The sequence below is a fragment of the Spongiimicrobium sp. 3-5 genome, assembly GCF_046557915.1.
Taxonomy (GTDB): Bacteria; Bacteroidota; Bacteroidia; order Flavobacteriales; family Flavobacteriaceae; genus JBHEBG01.
The window spans coordinates 80845-100212 of record NZ_JBHEBG010000005.1 but is presented as its reverse complement, the minus strand read 5'-3'; the positions used below and the strand labels follow the sequence as shown (position 1 = coordinate 100212).

At 41.1% G+C, this 19368-nt stretch carries 21 protein-coding genes; 13 read left to right on the top strand and 8 right to left on the bottom strand.

The features are described from left to right. Positions 1-2 precede the first annotated feature (2 nt). The 7 genes from galK to trxB all read left to right on the top strand — a co-directional run bounded on the left by galK (position 3) and on the right by trxB (position 8044). Entirely contained in the window at positions 3-1136 is a 1134-nt protein-coding gene (gene galK, locus ACEQ81_RS16960) for a galactokinase (protein WP_411032113.1), read from the top strand. A gap of 5 nt (positions 1137-1141) precedes the next feature. Further along, positions 1142-2176: a UDP-glucose--hexose-1-phosphate uridylyltransferase gene (locus tag ACEQ81_RS16955; RefSeq protein WP_411032112.1), complete on the top strand. Its 1035-nt coding sequence runs from the start codon at positions 1142-1144 to the stop codon at positions 2174-2176. A 61-nt stretch (positions 2177-2237) separates the two neighbouring features. Beyond that, the gene (locus ACEQ81_RS16950; RefSeq protein ID WP_411032111.1) at positions 2238-3314 is read left to right on the top strand and encodes a helix-turn-helix domain-containing protein; all 1077 of its coding nucleotides are present in this window, start codon (positions 2238-2240) and stop codon (positions 3312-3314) included. Between the two features lie 95 nt (positions 3315-3409). Next, the gene (locus ACEQ81_RS16945; RefSeq protein ID WP_411032110.1) at positions 3410-4714 is read left to right on the top strand and encodes an NTP/NDP exchange transporter; all 1305 of its coding nucleotides are present in this window, start codon (positions 3410-3412) and stop codon (positions 4712-4714) included. Continuing rightward, positions 4711-5634, top strand: a complete 924-nt coding sequence (locus ACEQ81_RS16940) for an aldo/keto reductase (RefSeq protein WP_411032109.1) — start codon at positions 4711-4713, stop codon at positions 5632-5634. Before ACEQ81_RS16945 ends, ACEQ81_RS16940 begins: the two co-directional genes overlap by 4 nt. Positions 5635-5766: 132 nt before the next feature. Then, a complete protein-coding gene (locus tag ACEQ81_RS16935) occupies positions 5767-6933 on the top strand; it encodes a formylglycine-generating enzyme family protein (RefSeq protein ID WP_411032108.1) in 1167 nt (388 codons plus the stop codon). Between the two features lie 145 nt (positions 6934-7078). Beyond that, positions 7079-8044, top strand: coding sequence for a thioredoxin-disulfide reductase (gene trxB / locus ACEQ81_RS16930; protein ID WP_411032107.1), 966 nt, complete (start codon positions 7079-7081; stop codon positions 8042-8044). 73 nt (positions 8045-8117) lie between these two features. On the opposite strand, the gene ACEQ81_RS16925 is transcribed toward trxB, so the two are convergent. From ACEQ81_RS16925 to ACEQ81_RS16895, 7 genes are all read right to left on the bottom strand, one after another. Next, complete coding sequence (locus tag ACEQ81_RS16925; RefSeq protein WP_411032106.1) at positions 8118-8564, bottom strand: hypothetical protein; 447 nt, start codon at positions 8562-8564, stop codon at positions 8118-8120. A gap of 117 nt (positions 8565-8681) precedes the next feature. Beyond that, positions 8682-9734 carry a pyridoxal phosphate-dependent aminotransferase family protein gene (locus tag ACEQ81_RS16920; RefSeq protein WP_411032105.1) on the bottom strand — a complete coding sequence of 351 codons (1053 nt, stop codon included), beginning with the start codon at positions 9732-9734 and terminating at the stop codon, positions 8682-8684. Next, a complete protein-coding gene (locus tag ACEQ81_RS16915; RefSeq protein WP_411032104.1) occupies positions 9734-10744 on the bottom strand; it encodes a dipeptide epimerase in 1011 nt (336 codons plus the stop codon). The genes ACEQ81_RS16920 and ACEQ81_RS16915 overlap by 1 nt, the downstream gene beginning before the upstream one ends. A gap of 124 nt (positions 10745-10868) precedes the next feature. Further along, positions 10869-11591, bottom strand: coding sequence for a head GIN domain-containing protein (locus ACEQ81_RS16910; RefSeq protein ID WP_411032103.1), 723 nt, complete (start codon positions 11589-11591; stop codon positions 10869-10871). A gap of 95 nt (positions 11592-11686) precedes the next feature. Continuing rightward, entirely contained in the window at positions 11687-13417 is a 1731-nt protein-coding gene (locus ACEQ81_RS16905) for a PspC domain-containing protein (RefSeq protein ID WP_411032102.1), read from the bottom strand. A 2-nt stretch (positions 13418-13419) separates the two neighbouring features. Further along, positions 13420-13755 (bottom strand): PadR family transcriptional regulator, encoded by a 336-nt coding sequence (locus ACEQ81_RS16900; RefSeq protein WP_411032134.1) that lies wholly within the window; start codon positions 13753-13755, stop codon positions 13420-13422. Between the two features lie 179 nt (positions 13756-13934). Then, a complete protein-coding gene (locus ACEQ81_RS16895; RefSeq protein ID WP_411032101.1) occupies positions 13935-14417 on the bottom strand; it encodes a DUF4870 domain-containing protein in 483 nt (160 codons plus the stop codon). 188 nt (positions 14418-14605) lie between these two features. Here ACEQ81_RS16895 and ACEQ81_RS16890 point away from each other — a divergent pair, with 188 nt between their 5' ends. The 5 genes from ACEQ81_RS16890 to ACEQ81_RS16870 all read left to right on the top strand — a co-directional run bounded on the left by ACEQ81_RS16890 (position 14606) and on the right by ACEQ81_RS16870 (position 17698). Then, positions 14606-15064: a DUF4442 domain-containing protein gene (locus ACEQ81_RS16890; RefSeq protein WP_411032133.1), complete on the top strand. Its 459-nt coding sequence runs from the start codon at positions 14606-14608 to the stop codon at positions 15062-15064. 70 nt (positions 15065-15134) lie between these two features. Then, entirely contained in the window at positions 15135-15935 is an 801-nt protein-coding gene (locus ACEQ81_RS16885) for a TIGR00266 family protein (RefSeq protein ID WP_411032100.1), read from the top strand. After that, entirely contained in the window at positions 15935-16588 is a 654-nt protein-coding gene (locus ACEQ81_RS16880; RefSeq protein WP_411032099.1) for a DUF2461 domain-containing protein, read from the top strand. Before ACEQ81_RS16885 ends, ACEQ81_RS16880 begins: the two co-directional genes overlap by 1 nt. A gap of 10 nt (positions 16589-16598) precedes the next feature. After that, positions 16599-17183, top strand: coding sequence for a GDP-mannose pyrophosphatase NudK (gene nudK / locus ACEQ81_RS16875; protein ID WP_411032098.1), 585 nt, complete (start codon positions 16599-16601; stop codon positions 17181-17183). Between the two features lie 5 nt (positions 17184-17188). After that, complete coding sequence (locus tag ACEQ81_RS16870) at positions 17189-17698, top strand: peptide-methionine (S)-S-oxide reductase (RefSeq protein WP_411032097.1); 510 nt, start codon at positions 17189-17191, stop codon at positions 17696-17698. Here the strand turns inward: ACEQ81_RS16870 and ACEQ81_RS16865 are convergent. After that, positions 17692-19005 carry a D-alanyl-D-alanine carboxypeptidase/D-alanyl-D-alanine-endopeptidase gene (locus tag ACEQ81_RS16865; protein WP_411032096.1) on the bottom strand — a complete coding sequence of 438 codons (1314 nt, stop codon included), beginning with the start codon at positions 19003-19005 and terminating at the stop codon, positions 17692-17694. The two genes, ACEQ81_RS16870 and ACEQ81_RS16865, sit on opposite strands and share 7 nt — an antisense overlap. 105 nt (positions 19006-19110) lie before the next feature. Between ACEQ81_RS16865 and ACEQ81_RS16860 the strand changes: the two genes are divergently transcribed. After that, positions 19111-19308 (top strand): hypothetical protein, encoded by a 198-nt coding sequence (locus ACEQ81_RS16860; RefSeq protein ID WP_411032095.1) that lies wholly within the window; start codon positions 19111-19113, stop codon positions 19306-19308. Positions 19309-19368: the final 60 nt, after the last annotated feature.

Below are 19368 nucleotides of genomic sequence, written 5' to 3'. Positions count from 1 at the left end.
CAATGCAATTTATAAAAAAGTTCTCCCCGCAGCTTGTTGTAGAATCTCCAGGCCGAATTAACCTTATCGGGGAACATACTGATTATAATTTGGGTTATGTGTTGCCCACTGCCATCAAAAAAAAAATTACCCTGAAGTTTGCCAAAAACGGATCAGATAGCAAGTGTGAAGTTTATAGCTATGACCTTAAAAGAGGTGTCTCTTTTGATTTGGACAATTTTACCAAAAGCGATGTGGGGTGGGAAAACTACATCTTTGGTGTAATCCATGAAATTTCCAAAAAATCCGACAAGCTAAAGGGTTTTAATTGTACCATAGAAAGTTATATGCCCACCGGTTCGGGTATCAGCTCTTCCGCTGCTTTGGAATGCGGCTTTGCCTACGGCCTCAACGAATTGTTCAATTTGGGCCTCAACAATCGTGAAATCGTTGAACTTACTCACCATTCCGAGCACAATTACGTAGGCACCAAATGTGGAATAATGGATCAGTTTGCATCGGTAATGAGCAAAGAGGGTCATGTTATCTTATTGGACTGCAGGTCCCTGGAGCATACCTATATTCCGATGACAATAGCACCTTATAAGTTGGTGTTGCTAAACACCAATGTTTCTCATAATCTGGTCACAAGCGAATACAATACCCGGTCAGAAGAATGCGAGCAAGGTGTGGCGATCATTAAAACTGAATTTCCGGAGGTAGTTTCGTTACGAGATGTTACAGAGACTATGCTGCAGGCATGCAAACCACTCATGGATGCTGTTATTTATAAAAGATGCGAGTACGTTTTAGAAGAAAACAATCGTGTTTTGGAGGCAGTGGAGGCCTTAAAAGAAAATGATCTAAGGCGTTTGGGCCAGTTAATGTACAAAACACACAAAGGGCTTAGATACGACTATGAGGTAAGTTGCGTAGAACTCGATTTTCTGGTTGATTTTTCCAAACAGTTCGATGCTGTTCTTGGTGCCCGGGTAATGGGGGGCGGCTTTGGGGGCTGTACCATTAATCTGGTACACGAAGATACTGTGGACACCTTTATTGAAGAAGCATCAGCTGCCTATTTTAAGGAATTCAATATTAAATTAACGGCCTTTGAAGCACTTCCCAGTGAGGGAACTTCCATTATATACCCCTAATGAAAATGCAAGATTTTAATAGTAATCCACATAGGCGGTTTAACATTCTTACCGGGGAGTGGATATTGGTCTCTCCCCACAGGACCAAAAGACCTTGGCAAGGTAAGACCGAAGAAAGAAACGAAGTTCCAAGACCCCATTATAACCCTAGTTGCTACCTATGCCCTGGAAATGAACGCTCTGGCGGAGAAGTAAATCCAAACTACAAAAGCCCTTATGCATTCACCAACGATTTTTCTGCACTTTTGACCCATGTAGATCAGGAAACGAAAATAGACGGATTACTTCTGGCAAGATCAGAATCCGGCCTATGCCGGGTAGTCTGTTTTTCACCAAACCATTCCCTTACCCTTCCACTAATGTCACAAGGTGAGATAACCGATGTAATATCACTTTGGCAGCAAGAATATAAGGAGTTGGGGGCGTTGGAAAGAATCAACCATGTGCAGATCTTTGAGAACAAAGGCGATATCATGGGGTGTAGTAATGCCCATCCCCACGGTCAGATATGGGCACAAGAAACTGTTCCACAAGAAGTCAGTAAAAAAGCTGCCCGTTTTTTGGACTATTGGGACAAAAATGGTAAAAGTTTATTGGCAGATTACCTAACCCAGGAGCTTAGTTTGGATGAGCGCATAATTTTGGAGAATAAAAATTTTGTAGCCTTGGTGCCCTATTGGGCAATTTGGCCGTATGAAACCATGATTGTTCCCAGAAGAAAAATAGCACATATAGGGCAACTCACTTTCGATGAGAAAAAGGATTTTGCAGCAATCATTAAGATGCTTACAACTAGGTATGATAACATATTTGAAACGTCTTTTCCTTATTCTGCGGGTATACATCAATGCCCTACAGATGGTAAACCTCATCCGGAATGGCATTTCCACATGTCTTTTTATCCCCCGCTATTACGCTCGGCAACCATTAAAAAATTTATGGTGGGATACGAGCTGTTTGCCGATCCGCAGCGCGATATTACTGCGGAACAGGCTGCTGACACCTTAAAACGTCAAAAAGACGTGCACTATAGCTTGTAGGGTACAGAATTAGAATGGAATTAAAAAAATTAGTACTTTCCCTTATTCAATAGCTAATAGTTTGAAAAAAAATTTCCCCAAACAGGAAGAAAGCTCGGTTTTACGGATATCCACAGAAGTAGAACTGATTTTAGGCACCATAGGGGCGGTGCAAAGCTTTTTTGTGTCTGCTTACCTTTTCTTTGGTAAGAAAAGGAACACTACCAATCTGCTGTTGGTTTTTTTCTTTTTAATGATTACCCTAAGAATAGTAAAATCGCTGGCCTGGGTGTATCTAGATTCTGTCCCTGCCTGGTTTTTAAATCTCGGTTTTATGGCGCATGTCGCTTCCGGACCAGCTCTTTTTTTATATCTCTATTACTTTTTACACAACAAAAAATGGAAAGTAATAGCGTATATCCATTTTATACCGGCAATCGGGCTGCTGTTACTACTTTTTAGATTAACCGGGGATAATTTTTGGCATTTTGGAGGTTATACAGCGCTGCTTTATCATCAAATTGTTTATGCCGTGGGATCCCTAGCAGTATTGGTTCATGGTTTTATCAACCGCAAGAAGCTAACTGTTTATTTGGATAGAAAGCAATGGCTCTGGCTTGCATTACTGATGATGGGAGCTGCCAGTATACAATTGGCTTATTTTTCCAATTACGTTCTTGGTTTGGTGCCTTATATGGCGGGCCCTATGATATATGCTCTTTTTATCTATGTGATTGCCTTCTTCGGTATGTTGAACCATCAACTATTCAATCAAATAAAGCCCGCAAACAAGTACCGGAACATTAATATAGACCCCAAAGAATTTGAACGAATACATCGCAGAATAGCGACTTTCCTTGAAAAGGAAAAACCCTACTTGGACGATGCCTTTAGTTTGGAGAAGCTCTCCAAAGCCGTTTCTTTTCCCAGTTATTTAACCTCTTACGTAATCAACAAAGGGTTTTCTACCAACTTTTCCGATCTAATAAATGCCCATCGTATCAAAACAGCAAAAACCATGCTTAGGTCATCGGATTTTCAGCATATAAAAATTTCGGAAGTGGCTTATGAGTGCGGATTTAGTTCACTGTCTTCTTTTAATGCCGCTTTTAAAAAACAGACCGGCACCACACCTTCCCAATACAAGAAAGACCAATAGCTAGCTTTCATATTTATAAATGCGTCAGTTGCTTTTAAGAATCCCTTAGGAAGTAATGGACAAACTTGGCACTTTGTGGGGGTTATTACTTCTACATGCACAAAAATACATTTAAGGGATTCGGTTTAATAGCGCAGGCAGAGCGTAGGGTTGTTTTGTGGGCGTTTCTGTATTTTTTTACCCTTCTTGCCTCTTACTTTATCTTGAGGCCCCTACGAGACGAAATGGGTGTTGCCAATGGTGCTATCAATATGCAATGGCTATTTACCGGAACGTTTGCCACTATGATGGTCATTGTACCATTGTTCGGATATGCAACGGCCAAATTTAAGATAGCAAAGGTGCTTAGCAGTGCCTACGTGTTTCTGATTATTAATATTATCTGCTTTTATCTCCTTTTTAAATTTGTGCCGAATATTGAAGTATTACCTGCGGTCTTTTTTATTTGGCTAAGTGTTTTTAACCTGTTTGCGGTTTCGTTATTCTGGAGTTTTATGGTAGATATTTTTACCATGGACCAGTCCAAACGCCTGTTTGGTGTAATAGCCGCCGGGGGTAGCTTAGGGGCCATCGTTGGTCCTTTGGTGACCAATTTGCTATCCCATAAAACCGCGATTGAAAACTTGTTTCTTGTGGCGGCTTCGTTCTTATTGATTTCCTTGCTTGCCCTTAGAAAACTTATGCGAATAAGCGCAGGGCAAAACCCTAAAAAGGAAGGGTACGTGCAAAACTTTTCAGATACGTTTTTATCCAAAAATAGCATCCTCGATGGTATAAAATTGGTAATGACCTCTAAATATCTGCAAGGAATGGTGTTATTTATGCTGTTGTATACCGGGGTCTCTACTTTTTTGTATTTTGAACAGGCACATATTGTTGAGACTCTTATGGAATTTCCATCTCACAGAATTGCCTATTTTTCCAAAGTAGATTTGGTTACCAATGTTTTGGCCATTGGGGGACAGCTATTTTTAACCTCACGTATTATTGGAAAATTCGGGTTAACTATATCGCTCTGTTGTTTGCCCATACTTATAGGAATTGGCTTTGTGGCATTGAGTTTTAACACCATGCTGATAATTATCGCTATACTGGTAATAATGCATCGGGCCGGGAATTTTATGGTATTACGTCCGGCTAGGGAAATGTTGTATACCATCTGTAGTAGGGAGGAAAAATATAAGGCTAAAAATTTTATCGATACCGCCGTATACCGAGGGGGAGACGCACTTTGGGGCTGGGCTTTTGCCGGGTTGGTATCTTTAGGGCTTGGCCTGTCGGCCATAGCAATTATAGCACTGCCCATAATTGCACTTTGGTCGCATACGGGATTTAAATTGGGCAGAAATGCGGAAGGTAGACCATCAAGTAAAATATCAACGATAAAAACGAAAAGATGAAAAAATATTCGAGGCGGGAAGCTTCCAAATTAATGTTATGCGCTTCGGCAGGGACCATTATGTCACCCTCGTTAATGTCTTATGCCGAAGATGGCTTAAAGAAAAGAAAAATCCCATCATCAGGAGAGCTCCTGCCCATTGTAGGCTTGGGTACTTGGCAATCCTTTGATGTAGGTAGCGATCAAACCGCGAGGGCAAGGCTTAAGGAAGTACTAACGTGCATGAAAGACTATGGCGGCACATGTATAGACAGCTCCCCAATGTATGGCAGCTCTGAGCGTGTAGTAGGCGATTTAACCAAGGCCTTGGGGATGCAAGATCATTTTTTCTATGCTACAAAAGTATGGACAAGCGGCAGGCAGTCCGGAATTGATCAAATGCAAAGATCTATGCACAATATGGGAAGATCGCAAATGGATCTGATGCAGATACATAATTTGATTGATTGGAAAGAACATATCAAAACCTTAAAAGATTGGAAAGAGCGGAAAAAGATAAGGTATTGGGGAATTACCCATTACACCAACTCCTCCCATGAGACCTTGGCAAAACTCATCCAAAACGAGAAACCAGATTTTGTGCAGTTCAATTACTCTATTAATCAACGAAATGCCGAAAAACGACTTTTGGGTACGGCCCATGATCATGGTGTAGCCGTAATCATAAATAGACCCTATGCCGGAGGGTCCCTTTTTAGAAAGACCAGGGGAAAAAGCCTCCCCCCATGGTGTAAAGAGCAGGAAATAAATTCGTGGGGACAGTTTTTTCTAAAATACATTCTGGCGCATAGTGCGGTAAACCTAGTAATTCCTGGTACTTCCAAACCACATCATATGGTAGACAATTTAAAAGCGGGAATAGGTAGACTACCAGACAAGGAGACCAAGGCTAAAATGGTTTCTTTGCTGGCGGATATGTGAAACTTTTTAGAGCCATTTTTTATAGAACGAATCCATATTTGATAATGGAAATACAAGTGTATTAAATACTGGGTAATAGGAGGTGATAGACATTGTTTTTGGTTATTTTAGCTGTCCAAAACCAAAATATCGATGTTGCATATTACAAACCGTTGGATCTTTACGCAAATATATTCACTGCTTAAATACATTGCATTACTATTGATTGTTGCGCTTTGCTTTCAGTGTAAAAACGAGAAAAAAGAAGCGACGAAGCCGTCGGATGAGTTTGTTAATACCAAGCCTGTGCCGCTGAACCTGATAAAGGATCTACCAGAAAATATCTCCGTTCCGGAAGGCATGGTTTGGATAGCCGGCGGAACTTTTAAGCTTGGTGCGGTTGCCCAAGACACCATGGCCATGAGCCACGAGAAGCCTGCTAGCGAAGCGGCCGTAGATGGCTTTTTCATGGATATTACAGAGGTTACCAATGCACAGTTCGCCAAATTCGTGAATGAAACGGGTTATATTACAACTGCTGAGCGCGAAATAGACTGGGAGGAGATGAAAAAGCAACTTCCCGAAGGTACCCCAAAACCACACGATTCTATTATGCAACCGGGATCTCTAAATTTTAAAAAGACTCCGGAAGCTTTACCCAATCTATACGACTTTTCGCAATGGTGGAAATGGACGATTGGATCTAATTGGAGGCATCCCAACGGACCGGATAGCGATATTAATGGGAAAGATGATCATCCGGTGGTACATATTTCCTTTGAAGATGCACAAGCTTATTGCGAATGGGCGGGTAGTAGATTGCCTACGGAAGCAGAATGGGAATATGCCGCTAGGGGAAATATGAAAAACACTGTATATTATTGGGGCGATGATCATGCCCAACTTCCTAAGATGGCCAACACTTGGGAGGGTTTGTTTCCTGTTTCCAACGATAAGCTGGATGGATTTGAGCGTAGGGCTACCGTAAAAAGTTATTTACCAAACGGTTTTGGACTTTACGATATGGCAGGCAATGTGTGGGAGTGGACCTCCGACTGGTACAATACAGATTATTTTGCAAAACTTTACAAAGAAGACGGACCCGCAGTGAATCCTACCGGTGCAAAACAACCCTACAATAAAGCCAATCCGTATGCAAAGGAAAAGGTAATCAAAGGTGGTTCTTTTTTGTGCAGTGCCTCTTACTGTGCCAGTTATAGGGTATCGGCCAGGATGGGATCCAGTACCGATTCTTCCTTGGAACACCTTGGCTTTAGAACGGTTAAGACCCTGGCTATGTTAGAAAATAAGCGGCCGTAAGGAAAGACTTTAGGGCTTTTGGGCTTACACTTGCGCAAACCATAAATTTTATTGAATACCCATAATAACTTTTGATAACTATTAAAGTAAGTTTTTTGCTAAAAAACCTACTTTTACATTAAATAATTTAGAGAAGATTTTGATTATGTCCGAAAAAGTAGAAAAAGTTAAAACATTGATTATAGGGTCTGGCCCTGCAGGCTATACTGCGGCCATATATGCTGCACGAGCCGATCTAAAACCTGTGCTTTATACAGGAATGGAACCCGGGGGGCAATTGACTACCACCACGGAAGTAGATAACTTTCCCGGATATCCAGAGGGTGTTGATGGCCCTACAATGATGGTGCAACTGCAACAGCAAGCGGAAAGGTTTGGTACGGAAGTGCGTATTGGAATGGCTACAGCAGTGGATTTTAGCGATGAAGTAGGAGGTATCCATAAGATTACCATAGACGATAATAAGATTATTGAAGCGGAAAGTGTTATTATTTCTACAGGCGCCACGGCAAAATACCTTAATATACCTAGTGAAGAACGTTTAAAAGGTGGTGGGGTCTCTGCCTGTGCCGTATGTGACGGTTTTTTCTATAAAGGGCAAGATGTAGCCATTGTTGGGGCCGGTGATACCGCTGCGGAAGAAGCTTCTTACCTGGCAAATATCTGTAATAAGGTCACTATGTTGGTTAGAAAGGATTATATGCGTGCTTCCAAGGCCATGCAGCATAGAGTAAATAGTCTTCCCAATATAGAAATACGGTACAATACAGAAGTAGATGAGGTATTGGGTGAGCAGGTAGTGGAAGGCCTAAGAATGGTAAACAACCAAACAGGTGAAAAAGAAGAAATAGCCATTACGGGTTTCTTTGTAGCCATTGGCCATAAACCCAATACTGATATATTTAAGGGTCAGTTAGAAATGGATGATACCGGATATTTAATTACCCAAGGAAAATCTACCAAAACAAGCAAGCCTGGTGTTTTTGCCAGTGGAGATGTCCAAGACAAAGAGTATAGGCAAGCCGTAACGGCTGCCGGTACGGGTTGTATGGCAGCTTTGGATGCTGAGCGGTATTTGGCAACGATAGAAACGCCACAGGAAGTATCCTAACCCTTAGATAGGTTGAACGGCATAAAAAAAGCCGCTATGAAAATAGCGGCTTTTTTATATACGATTATTAGGCTTAATCTATTCGTTTATAATTTTCGGAAAAGGTCTTATTACCTTCTTCATCCAATGTTATTTGTTTATAAGTGTCTTTGTCTAACTCTAGCTCAAACTCAAATACAACAGTGGTATCAATAACCTTCATCATTTCTGCAGACCCATATTCCAACCGTTCTTGTAGTGTGTTATCGTCAATTTTGTAGATTCCGTAACCAAACCACTCCGAAGGATCGTCCGGGGAATACCTTGTCCACATAACTTTCCCCTTACTGTATATTTTAACCTGTCTATACCCATTGGTATTTAGAATGGTATCGGTAACATTTACCCCATCGTAATTAAAGCGATTAACAAGCTCCCAAGTACCTTCAAGGGAATTTTCCGTTTGTAGTTTAGAAGAAGTAATTTCGGTAGCGGAAACCAAAATCAACATCAAAAAAACCAATCCAAGCAATTTTTTCATGGCTGTGTGTTTTAGAGTTATTAACACTAATAAGTTACGATATTTTTTGTTAATTCCGTAATATTCAGGGCGTTTAATAAGAGATTTCTCTAATTTTAAAATCTTTTATTGCGCTTTTTATGATGTGCCGTATAAATTGATTAAATAAACGAGGCGTTCTATGTCATCGGTGGTATGGGCAGCGCTTAAAACGATTCTATGAACTAAGGAGGCATCTTCTCCCGGATAGTTGAAATTGGTGGTAATGACACCATTTTTGATTAGATAGTCCGTTAGCCCAAAGTTGGGATGACTGTATGTGGGATGGTTGTCCATATATCTAAATGCTTCAGGACTTTTTAAGGTGCCCAAGAAAAGTTTGGTATGGGCTTGCAACAGTTTTCTTTTTTGAGAGCAAATACCCTTACCTTGCAGTAATGCCGCCAACAGTGCAGGGGAGGCCGGACTAGCACCGCCAAAAAATGGCGTGTTCGTTAACTCTGTTGTTCTTTGTTTGGTTCCTAAAACAGCGCCTGCCTGTATACCAAAACCCTTACCTAAAGAGCAACAGACTATGAGTTCCTTAGCGGGTAAAGGGGATAAAAGACGAAAAACACCACCGCCATTTGGTCCAACCACACCTATACCATGTGAGTCGTCCACTACTAGGATCACATCTTCAAGGGGAAGCGATCGTAGTCCCTCAAAATCCGGGTAATTGCATCCCGAAAAATCTATGGAATCCAAAAACAACACGGGAGCCTGTCTCTTTTTTTTCGAGAGATGCTGGCGTAGGGCAATGTTAAGCGCGGTATAGGTTGTATAGGACTTCTCTTTGGATCTATATAGTGCAGAATGGGTGTTTGGGGCGTAAAAAGGGGCATATTGTTTGTTGTAAAAAAAATTGCTAACGAACTGTCCGGCCAAATAACCCGATGAAAGCGTAATGCATGCTTCTGCACCGCTCAGGGATGCTAAAAAAGTTTCCGCTTGTGTATATACCGATATTCGGATATTGGAGTGTCTGGAAGAACCGTAGTTGGTGCCGTATTGCCTAATGTTTTTAATCAGCAAATCCTGAAAATGCGGATCGGTCTGAAGTCCTAAATATGCCGTTCCCCCAAAATAGTGATACTCCTTGTCGTCTAGAAGTATCTTGCGTCCCGGAAATGAATCAATGTAATGTGCCATCACAATAAGGTTATTCCACTTCCACCAAGTGTTGGGAAGACCACCTCTCCGGTGCTCCGCAATTGTACGCCGCTCGCAATGTCTTTTTTCAATAACATGGCCCCATCCATATCCACGTAATCTAGTTGGGGGAGTAACTGGGCTATGGCCGAAATACCCACGGTAGACTCCGTCATACAGCCTACCATAATTTTCATGCCCATGGCCCGGCCTTTTTTTATCATTCGTAATGCAGGGGTAACCCCACCGCATTTAGTAAGTTTTATATTAATACCACTGAAATGAAGACCACACTTTTCCACATCGGATTCCACGATACAACTTTCGTCCGCTATTATGGGTAGCACACTCTGGTGCATTACCTTTTCCATACCCTCCCAGTTATTGGCCTTTAGGGGCTGTTCTATAAACTCTACGCCAAGGGTCTTAAGCGTAATGGCATTGGCAATGGTTTCGTCTACTTCCCATGCGCAATTGGCGTCTACCCTAAAAACGGCCTTAGAATATTTGCGCAATTCCCTGATGATGGCTACATCGTTTTCCGTGCCCAACTTTATTTTATAGATTGGCCAAGGAACTTCTCGCATTTTGGCTACCATTTTATCTATAGTATCCAAACCAATGGTATAATTGGAAACCGGATAATGGTCTAGATTGGTGCCCCATATCCTATGGAGCGGCTTTTCCATGAGTTTTCCATAAAGATCGTTGGCCGCCAGGTCTAATGCACAGATGGCAAAATTGCTAAGTCCCTTGGCTACCAAGAACGCATGAAAAGTTTCCGGGTCGGTAAGGTCAAAGACCGCTATTTCGTCTCGGATATTTTCAATTTCTTGCTCCATAAGTTCCAATGTAATTTGGTAATATGGATTGGAAGTTGCCTCGCCATAGCCTGTCTTTCCTTTGTGAGACAAACAAACAATGAGGGTATCCTGAAAATCATAAGACTCTCTAGAAATACGAAAGGTATGTTTTAAGGGAAGTACGTACTTTTTGAGGCTCAAATGCATACTGAAATCGTTTGTACGAATATAGATAATCCGCCTTAGCTATAAAATCAAAACCCGCTGAATTTTCAACGGGTTTTGGGCTAATTTGGTTTATAACTAACTAAAGATTGAAAAAAAATTCTTGCTAATATTTATGAACGCTTCCCGAAGCCGATTTCTTTTTTTGAACGGTAGCCTCACCTGTATAGGAGATATCCCCGCCACTACTGGCATCGGCTGTTAAGGACTCGGAAACGTTTACGGTAATGTCTGCACCACTGCTTACATCTGCAGTACAGGTTTTGGTTAAAAGATCCTTGGCTTTTATGTCCGAACCGCTACTGGCACTCGCATAAAGAATGTCGGTTTCCCCGGATATCCTTATGTCTGCCCCGCTACTGGCGTCCGCCTCCACTTCGTCGGCATTTAGTTCCACGTGCAGATCCGAACCACTGCTGGCATCTAGCGAAATTTTATCCGCTTTGATGGGGGCACTGCTTACTAAATCCGATCCGCTAGAACTTTCCAAGGCGGTTACTTCTGGTAGGGAAACATATATTTTTTTTGTGGCCCTCCCAATGTTTTCAATGGCATGTATACGTAGTCTACCATTTTTTATATCGGTACCGATTAGGTCTATTACATTCTCGTCGGCCTCAACTTCTATACTGAAATCATCTGCCTGCGTTACAAATACGTCTAGACCTTCAGAAGCGGAAACAACGGTAAATTCTTCCGTAACCTTCCTGTCTTCAGTGGCAACAACGCCATTGCCTTGTTTGCCGTTTCCAAAATTGATGTCGAATGCGCAAGAGGACATTATTATTGCCATTATAAGCGCGATTGTAATTCTTGCTAGTGTTGTCATGATTGTCGTTTTTAGATTGTTAAAATTCCTGATTTTGATTGATGTTGAATATTATATTGTACTGAATTGTAGAAATAGCTGGTTGAAATGTTATGTTAGTCTTTTTCCTTGGCTTTTATTTTGATGCCGTCTTCATCGATCTTCAATTTAAAAGAATCGTTCTCGTCTTCAATGTTGATATCTACCCCGTCTTCATTGATAATAATTCTGCCATTATCGTCCTCTAAGATTTCATCTTCGATAATCTCGGGGCAGTCCTGACATTTTAACTCACCATTGTTTCCTAGCGCCCAAGTGTAGTCCACAATTTCGCTTCGGTATAGTTCGTGGTCATTCTTTGTGCTTCTACCAATATGCCCCTTGGCGGATTCATCGAAACTTACAACGGCTCCTTCCGGTAGGTATATGGTAACACGTATCTCCTGGTCACGGACCATATTTTTGGCATCGGTGGTGATAAAATCATCTAAAAGCAAGGTGCTGCCAGCGATGGAATATCCATAATTTATTGCCCCAGCCCGTTCTCTGGCTTCATTAAACGAGCTTCCATCGGCATCTTTTCTTATTTTGATATGGGCCAGGGAATCATCGGATTTTTTAATATCGAAAAGAATATCGTCCGAGATTAAAAGTCGATCCCCATCGTCTGTATAGGTAACACTCATTCCATTTAGGCGAACGTGCTCTATGTTATCGAGTAACTCGGTACTTCGCATGTTTATCCTTAGGGTATCGATATTACTTTCAAAGGCCAAAACCTGCTTTTCGCTTATGCTACCCGTAAAGGCATGGGCAGAAACCTGTTTTACCCCAAGTATTATTAGTCCTATCAAAGCGATGAGCCATAGACCCAGAAGGGAGAACTTGGCAATGTTTCCTATAGACCTTAGATTATTCACAAGTATTTTCAGTCCTAAGTAGAATAGAAAGAAAAACGGAATTCCCACGGCCAAAAAGGAGAGCAAGGACACCAACCAAACGGGGGCTTGGGTAGAATTTACCATTTCGTAAAAGTCCACACCGGGTATATGTATCATATCCAAGACACCTACGGTAAATAGGCCAATGAACAGTCCTATCATGGTGGCTGCACCTATGATGATCAGTAAGATTCCTATAAACTTTCCCGCAACCTTAAAAAGAAACATGATTATATCTCCCAGGGTATCAAAAAAAGTCTTCCCGCTACTTTTTACTTTATTACCCATCTTTTCATAATCGGCATTCTTTACTTTGTCCGCAACATCATCGAACCCTTCTTTTACCTTACGTTCTATATTGCTTATGTTTACGGCTTCGCCCTTCATATCCAATTTTTGTGAAGTGGTAGCCGCTTCGGGCACCAAGATCCATAATAGGATGTAAGCTATAAAACCGAAACCGGTGAAAATGGCCAAGAAAATGAATATAAGTCGTATCCAAAGGGCGTCTAGGCCCATGTAGTGTTCCAAACCGGAACAAACTCCTCCTATATATTTACTATCTATATCGCGGTATAATTTTTTTACCCGTGAGGTGGTGGTGGTCGATTTTGCCCTAGGTTCGTCCTCAAAAATGTCTTCATCTACCATGTAGTCTTCTGGCTGGCCCATAATGGCCACAACCTCGTCTACCTCTTTTTGGGTAATGACCTGACGGTCGTTTTCCATTTTTTCGTAAAATAGCTCCGATATCCTTGCTTCAATATCCGCAAGTATCTCATCACTACCCGGGGTACCGGCGAAGGATCGTTTTATGGCCTCTAGATAGCGTCGCAACTTGTTGTACGCCTCCTCATCGATATGAAAAATTGTATTTGCTAAATTTATATTTACTGTCTTGTTCATCGTTACTTGCTTTTAGTGTTGGTTACCAGATTTACGGCGTGTCTAAGTTCGTCCCAGGTAATGTTCAGTTCTTTAAGAAACAGTTTTCCCGTTTCGGTTAACATATAATATTTACGTGGGGGACCAGAGGTTGACTCTTCCCAACGATAGTTGAGCAATCCGGCATTTTTGAGCCTTGTAAGCAAAGGATAAATTGTGCCCTCCACCACAAGCATCTTTGCGTCCTTTAAGGAGCCAAGAATTTCAGAAGCGTATTTGTCCTCTCCGTTTAGAATGGAGAGAATGCAATACTCCAAAACCCCTTTGCGCATCTGTGCTTTTGTGTTTTCTATGTTCATAGTTTCTGTACTCTTTTTAATGCCGTCCCTAGACTTGGATTTTTTCCCTGTATTTGATCTGGTTTTCAGCATGATTTGACTGTTCGTTTTTTGATTGATGAATAAACATCTTGCTTGATTTGATTAATGATTAAACTCCTGTGTTATTTGGCGTGATTAAGACCAAACTTGTATGTACACTATTTTATAAAATTTATTGTAATGGGATACTTAAACGTTTCTCCCTCGTTGGTTCTGATTGTTGCCAGAATGGTATATACCACATTTATGATAAAAAGTGCGCCCTGCACCAATCCGGTGATACCCAAAGGCCATAAGAACCTGCCAAACCTATAATGGTCGTTGTCAAAGTGGAAATCGAGCCCATTAAAACCATTGAAGTCCGGAAAGTTGAATACCCCGTGCTCAAAAATATCGGGCAAGAAACTAATGAAAAAAGGTATGGAAATCATTCCCAGGACTATAGAGTATAAGAGCAGACTGATTTGAAAGTTCAGCGCTTGTTTTCCATTGTAATCCACAAATTTGTGCTCCTTTTTATTTGCCGTCCATAAAATGAGCGGCAAAAGGAAATTGCCAAAAGGGATGATGTATTTAGAAAAGGTAGAGGCATGTATTATGGCTGCTAGGTTCCTTTCGTGTTTTGTGATTGTCTCTGTCATGGCTTGTGTTTTTCCTACTCTGTTTTGGCTTGTAATTCTCTATTAGCGTTAATAACCTAATAACTGACTATGCAAATATATGGCTAAAAAAAGGTATTATGCAAAACATAGTACTAAAAATTAACATATTTTTAACGTTTATGAGTTCGATTATTTTCAATACTTTTGAAGCAAAGAAACCAACAACTATGGCCCAGAGCACCAGTAAAATCAATATATTCACTTTTTTTAAACTCCCGGCCGCATGGTGGTGCGGGGTGCGTATGAAATCTATGGACCACCAAAGGGCCGTTGTAACGGTAAAGTACCGATGGATAAATCAAAACCCTTTTAAATCTATGTATTGGGCTGTGCAGGGCATGGCGGCAGAGCTAAGTACAGGCGCTATGGTCACGGATCAGATTCGGGCCAGTGGAGAAAAAATATCCATGTTGGTAGCCAATAACACCGCTAATTTTTCGAAAAAGGCAAGGGGGCGTATCACCTTCACCTGTACCGATGGCCATCTTATAAAAGATGCTTTGCAAAGAACCATTGAAACTGGGGAGGGGCAAACCCTTTGGATGAAATCTGAAGGTATGGACGAAAACAATAATTTGGTATCCACCTTTGCTTTTGAGTGGACTCTAAAACTAAAACAGCAATAGCAATAATATTTTGATGTAACGAATTTACCCAGTGTACAACTAATAGAGGTAACCAAAAATTTATAAAAGCATGAATGCACACGAAATAGACTATCAAATTTACGGGGAAGAGATGCAATTTGTAGAAATAGAACTGGATCCGCAAGAAGCTGTAGTGGCAGAGGCCGGAAGTTTTATGATGATGGACACCGATATTAAAATGGACACCATTTTTGGTGATGGGTCTAACCAAGATACCGGAGTTTTGGGAAAACTGTTCTCTGCAGGAAAACGATTGCTAACGGGCGAAAGCCTTTTTATGACCGCCTTTCTAAATATAGGCCAAGGAAAAAGGCAGGTAAGCTTTGCATCTCCCTATCCTGGAAAAATTTTACCCATAGATCTGTCCGAAAAACAGGGGAAATTCATCTGCCAGAAAGATGCCTTCCTCTGTGCGGCAAAGGGAGTATCTGTAGGCATTGAGTTTTCTAAACGTTTAGGACGTGGCCTATTTGGCGGCGAGGGCTTTATTATGCAAAAATTGGAAGGCGATGGTATGGCCTTTGTACATGCTGGGGGTACCATGGCCAAAAAAGAGTTGGCCGCCGGCGAAGTATTGAAGGTAGATACCGGTTGTATCGTTGGTTTCACCAAAGATGTAGATTACGATATAGAATTCGTTGGCGGTATAAAAAACACCGTTTTTGGCGGGGAAGGGCTGTTCTTTGCTACCCTAAAAGGCCCAGGTACCGTATACATACAATCTTTACCCTTTAGCAGATTGGCAAGCAGGGTATGGGCAGCCGCACCAAAAGGGGAAGGTAAGGATAAGGGAGAAGGCAGTATTCTTGGGGGTATAGGAGATTTGTTGGACGGAGATAACCGCTTTTAATGAATTTTAAAAGACTATACGATTTTCTTAGAGAACTGGAGCGTAACAATTCTAAGCAGTGGATGGACAACAACCGAAAGCGCTACCACACCGTTAGAAACGATTTTATTGCTTGGCTCGACGAATTGGACACCACCTTAGGTGCCCTGGACGACAATTACTATGCAACGCCAGGCAAAAAAGGCATTACGCGCATCAATAACAATTTAATGTTTCACCCCAATAAACCCGTGTACCGCGATTATTTTGGAGCGGCACTGGACAAAGCCCCGGGTTCTGCAGATTTTTATCTGGAATTCGGTACCAAAAGCTCGCTATTTGCGGGCGGACTTTGGCGGCCCGAGGCCAAAACGCTTCGTAGTATTCGCGATGCCATAGATTATGACGGGGAAGATTTAAAAAAAATCATCCATAAAAAGTCCTTTAAGCAGACTTTTGGCAATCTATTGGAAGATGAAAAGCTTAAAACATCCCCCAAAGGTTTTGCCAATGATCACCCACATATCGATCTGCTTAGAAATAAGACATTTGCCGTAATACACTATTTTAAAGAGGAAGATGTATACCAAAACGATTTTGAGGACAAAATCATCCAAATCTATAAAGAAATGCTACCTTTTAGGCGCTATTTAAATCAGGCAATCACCGTTTAAAATCGAACTATTGAAAACTCCCAAGATAAGGAACATAAAAAAAGAACTACTATCAGATAACTGGTATATACTCAACAAGTTTACTTTCGACTATCAAAAAGATGATGGTTCTTGGGAAACCCAATACCGTGAAGCCTATGATAGGGGCAACGGGGCGGTTATCCTTTTGTACAACAAAGAAAAGGGAACTGTGGTTTTAACCCGCCAGTTCCGTATGCCAACCTACGTTAACGGTAATGAATCGGGTATGATGATCGAAGCCTGTGCGGGATTGCTAGATGGGGATCATCCGGAAGATTGCATCAGAAAGGAAGTGGAAGAAGAAACGGGGTACAAAATTGATGGGGTCCGCAAGGTATTTGAATCCTATATGTCTCCCGGATCCGTAACGGAGATCCTCTTTTTTTTCATTGGAGCCTATGAAGATAAAATGAAGGTAGGCGAGGGGGGAGGAGCAGATGACGAAAGTGAGCATATTGAAGTTTTGGAATACCCTTTCACAGCAGCACTAAAAATGATAGCGACCGGAGAAATTAAGGATGGCAAAACTATTATGTTATTGCAATATGCGTCCATGCATGGATTATTTGATTAAACCAAATGAAAAAGGAAGCCAAAATTGGTTTAGGAGGCGGGTGCCATTGGTGTACAGAGGCTGTTTTTCAGTCGCTTAGGGGAGTGCAAAGTGTGGCACAAGGCTTTATTGCCGCTGACGGTACAGATAGCGCGTTTTCCGAAGGCGTTGTTGTTACCTATGACCCTGCCGTAATACCTTTGGTAGATTTGATCAACATACATTTACATACCCACCAAAGTACCCATGACCATGCCTTGAGGACAAAGTATCGGTCTGCCATTTATGTCTTTAACAAGCAGGAATGCAAAGAGGTAGCAGATATTTTAAACACATTACAATCTGGCTTTGAAGATCCTTTGATTACCAAAGTACTTTTGTATAAAGCCTTTAAGCCTTCAGATGACCTGTTTCAGGATTATTACTACTCTAACCCCGATAAACCATTTTGTACCCGGTACATATCCCCAAAGTTAAAATTACTGTTGGATAAATTTTCTGAACATTTAGATCGGCAAAAGATGATCGATTACTGATTGTGATGTAGCCAGTCCAACGCCGTTTTTATCTCTTCCCTTACTTCGGCGGAAGGTCTTTTAAAATGGTTGTTCATAAAACTAAAAATTAAGGTTTTCCCCGATTTTGTAAGTAGATAACCACTTAGGCAGTAGTTGTTGCTAAAACTTCCAGATTTGGCATAAATGTAGGTGTTGCCGTTACCCTTTTCGGTATCCGATAAAGTACCCGATGCATCCCAAGTGGGAAACAGGTTAAAAAGACGTGCTTTTGGCAATTCTACATACAGCTTTTGCAACACATTTACCACGGATTGCGGTGTAAACAGGTTATATCTAGAAAGTCCCGATCCGTCTACCCATCGCGGAGGTTGTTTTACATCGGCCAGAAGATTTTCCAAACTATGGGTTATTGCAATCTTAGTTTTTAAGGTGTCCGAAATTAAGGAGGAGGTAAGCAGCAGCATTTGTTCTGCCAAGAAATTATCGCTTTTCTGCATCATACGTTTGTAAAGTGAATCGGAGGGTACGCTGTATAAAATTTCCTTTTGCCCCTTGGGCATAGCTTCGGTAAGGGCAATGTTTTGATGAAGCACATTTTCCAAAAGTTGTTTTGTAAGACTGTCCGAGGTAATGAACGGAACCTGTAGCGTGTCTTGTCTTACAACATCAAAATAGAAAAGGTTACGATCAATTTCCCTATTGCGTTTAAAAGAAACGGGCACAATCTTTTTTTGGAAAGCAAGGGGTGTGGCTATTGTGGTATCTGTATTGTGAAGGTTTACCACATTGCCGTACATGGGTAGGCTGCTACGTTCAGCGGAATAGTAATAATGGTAATCGTCCCAAGCCCAACCCGTACCAAATTTCTCCTCCTTAAAATTTGATGTGCTGACCACTATATTTTTATAGTTCTTCATAAAATTTATGGCCGTACTATCCTTAAAAAAGGGATGTAGGAACGTAGGATCACCGGTACCCTCTACAAAAAGGGTGTCCTTAAATACCAGATAACGCAATGCTGGTATTTTGTTGGGTAGGGTTTTAATGGCGGTGTAGAGCGTAAAGATTTTGGTATTGCTTGCCGGGGTAAAGTACTTCCGCGAATTTTGATTGTAGAGGGTATCGCGTGTATTTGCATCTACCAGCAGAAATCCGGTAAAGTGATTTTGATAATGGGTATTGGCGAATTTCTGACTTAGGTTTTTTTGTGTTGTTCCGTACTTAGTTGAAGAACAACTTATTAGAACAGATAAAATTGCTAGCAAAGGAGTTGCCCGTTTTATTGGGGTAAAAGCACCACGAGTACATTTATTAAGGTTATTCATACATCTTAACATGAATTTATCTAATATTTAACGGATAAGGAACAATAAATTTTGCCTTTTTTTTGTTAACTTTATAGACAACAATCTAATTAAATATTTATAAATATGGCAAGAGCTATGCTAGAGTACACTAAAACTGTACTCCAGAAGGTTAGTTTTGACACAAAATTATTTTGTAAAGAATTAAAAAAAGCAGTTTCTAGATTACTACCTGATGAAATTGAAGAACTTAAGATTTGGCTGCACCAGTTTATAACGGATAAGCCAGAGCTACAGCAAAGTATTATTTATCTTAAAGCATAACCAAAGCCACCTTCGGGTGGCTTTTTACATTTTAACACTTTTCCGGGCAACCAAACTGCC

What these genes read in the sequence shown, in the direction of transcription:
- ACEQ81_RS16910 (WP_411032103.1), bottom strand. Translation starts at nt 11,591, where the DNA reads ATGACAACACTAGCAAGAATTACAATCGCGCTTATAATGGCAATAATA.
- ACEQ81_RS16905 (WP_411032102.1), bottom strand. Translation starts at nt 13,417, where the DNA reads ATGAACAAGACAGTAAATATAAATTTAGCAAATACAATTTTTCATATC.
- galK (WP_411032113.1), top strand. Translation starts at nt 3, where the DNA reads ATGCAATTTATAAAAAAGTTCTCCCCGCAGCTTGTTGTAGAATCTCCA.
- ACEQ81_RS16880 (WP_411032099.1), top strand. Translation starts at nt 15,935, where the DNA reads ATGAATTTTAAAAGACTATACGATTTTCTTAGAGAACTGGAGCGTAAC.
- ACEQ81_RS16895 (WP_411032101.1), bottom strand. Translation starts at nt 14,417, where the DNA reads ATGACAGAGACAATCACAAAACACGAAAGGAACCTAGCAGCCATAATA.
- ACEQ81_RS16915 (WP_411032104.1), bottom strand. Translation starts at nt 10,744, where the DNA reads ATGCATTTGAGCCTCAAAAAGTACGTACTTCCCTTAAAACATACCTTT.
- ACEQ81_RS16890 (WP_411032133.1), top strand. Translation starts at nt 14,606, where the DNA reads ATGGCCCAGAGCACCAGTAAAATCAATATATTCACTTTTTTTAAACTC.
- ACEQ81_RS16945 (WP_411032110.1), top strand. Translation starts at nt 3,410, where the DNA reads ATGCACAAAAATACATTTAAGGGATTCGGTTTAATAGCGCAGGCAGAG.
- ACEQ81_RS16865 (WP_411032096.1), bottom strand. Translation starts at nt 19,005, where the DNA reads ATGAATAACCTTAATAAATGTACTCGTGGTGCTTTTACCCCAATAAAA.
- ACEQ81_RS16940 (WP_411032109.1), top strand. Translation starts at nt 4,711, where the DNA reads ATGAAAAAATATTCGAGGCGGGAAGCTTCCAAATTAATGTTATGCGCT.
- ACEQ81_RS16935 (WP_411032108.1), top strand. Translation starts at nt 5,767, where the DNA reads ATGTTGCATATTACAAACCGTTGGATCTTTACGCAAATATATTCACTG.
- trxB (WP_411032107.1), top strand. Translation starts at nt 7,079, where the DNA reads ATGTCCGAAAAAGTAGAAAAAGTTAAAACATTGATTATAGGGTCTGGC.
- ACEQ81_RS16860 (WP_411032095.1), top strand. Translation starts at nt 19,111, where the DNA reads ATGGCAAGAGCTATGCTAGAGTACACTAAAACTGTACTCCAGAAGGTT.
- ACEQ81_RS16900 (WP_411032134.1), bottom strand. Translation starts at nt 13,755, where the DNA reads ATGAACATAGAAAACACAAAAGCACAGATGCGCAAAGGGGTTTTGGAG.
- ACEQ81_RS16870 (WP_411032097.1), top strand. Translation starts at nt 17,189, where the DNA reads ATGAAAAAGGAAGCCAAAATTGGTTTAGGAGGCGGGTGCCATTGGTGT.
- ACEQ81_RS16955 (WP_411032112.1), top strand. Translation starts at nt 1,142, where the DNA reads ATGCAAGATTTTAATAGTAATCCACATAGGCGGTTTAACATTCTTACC.
- ACEQ81_RS16925 (WP_411032106.1), bottom strand. Translation starts at nt 8,564, where the DNA reads ATGAAAAAATTGCTTGGATTGGTTTTTTTGATGTTGATTTTGGTTTCC.
- ACEQ81_RS16885 (WP_411032100.1), top strand. Translation starts at nt 15,135, where the DNA reads ATGAATGCACACGAAATAGACTATCAAATTTACGGGGAAGAGATGCAA.
- ACEQ81_RS16920 (WP_411032105.1), bottom strand. Translation starts at nt 9,734, where the DNA reads ATGGCACATTACATTGATTCATTTCCGGGACGCAAGATACTTCTAGAC.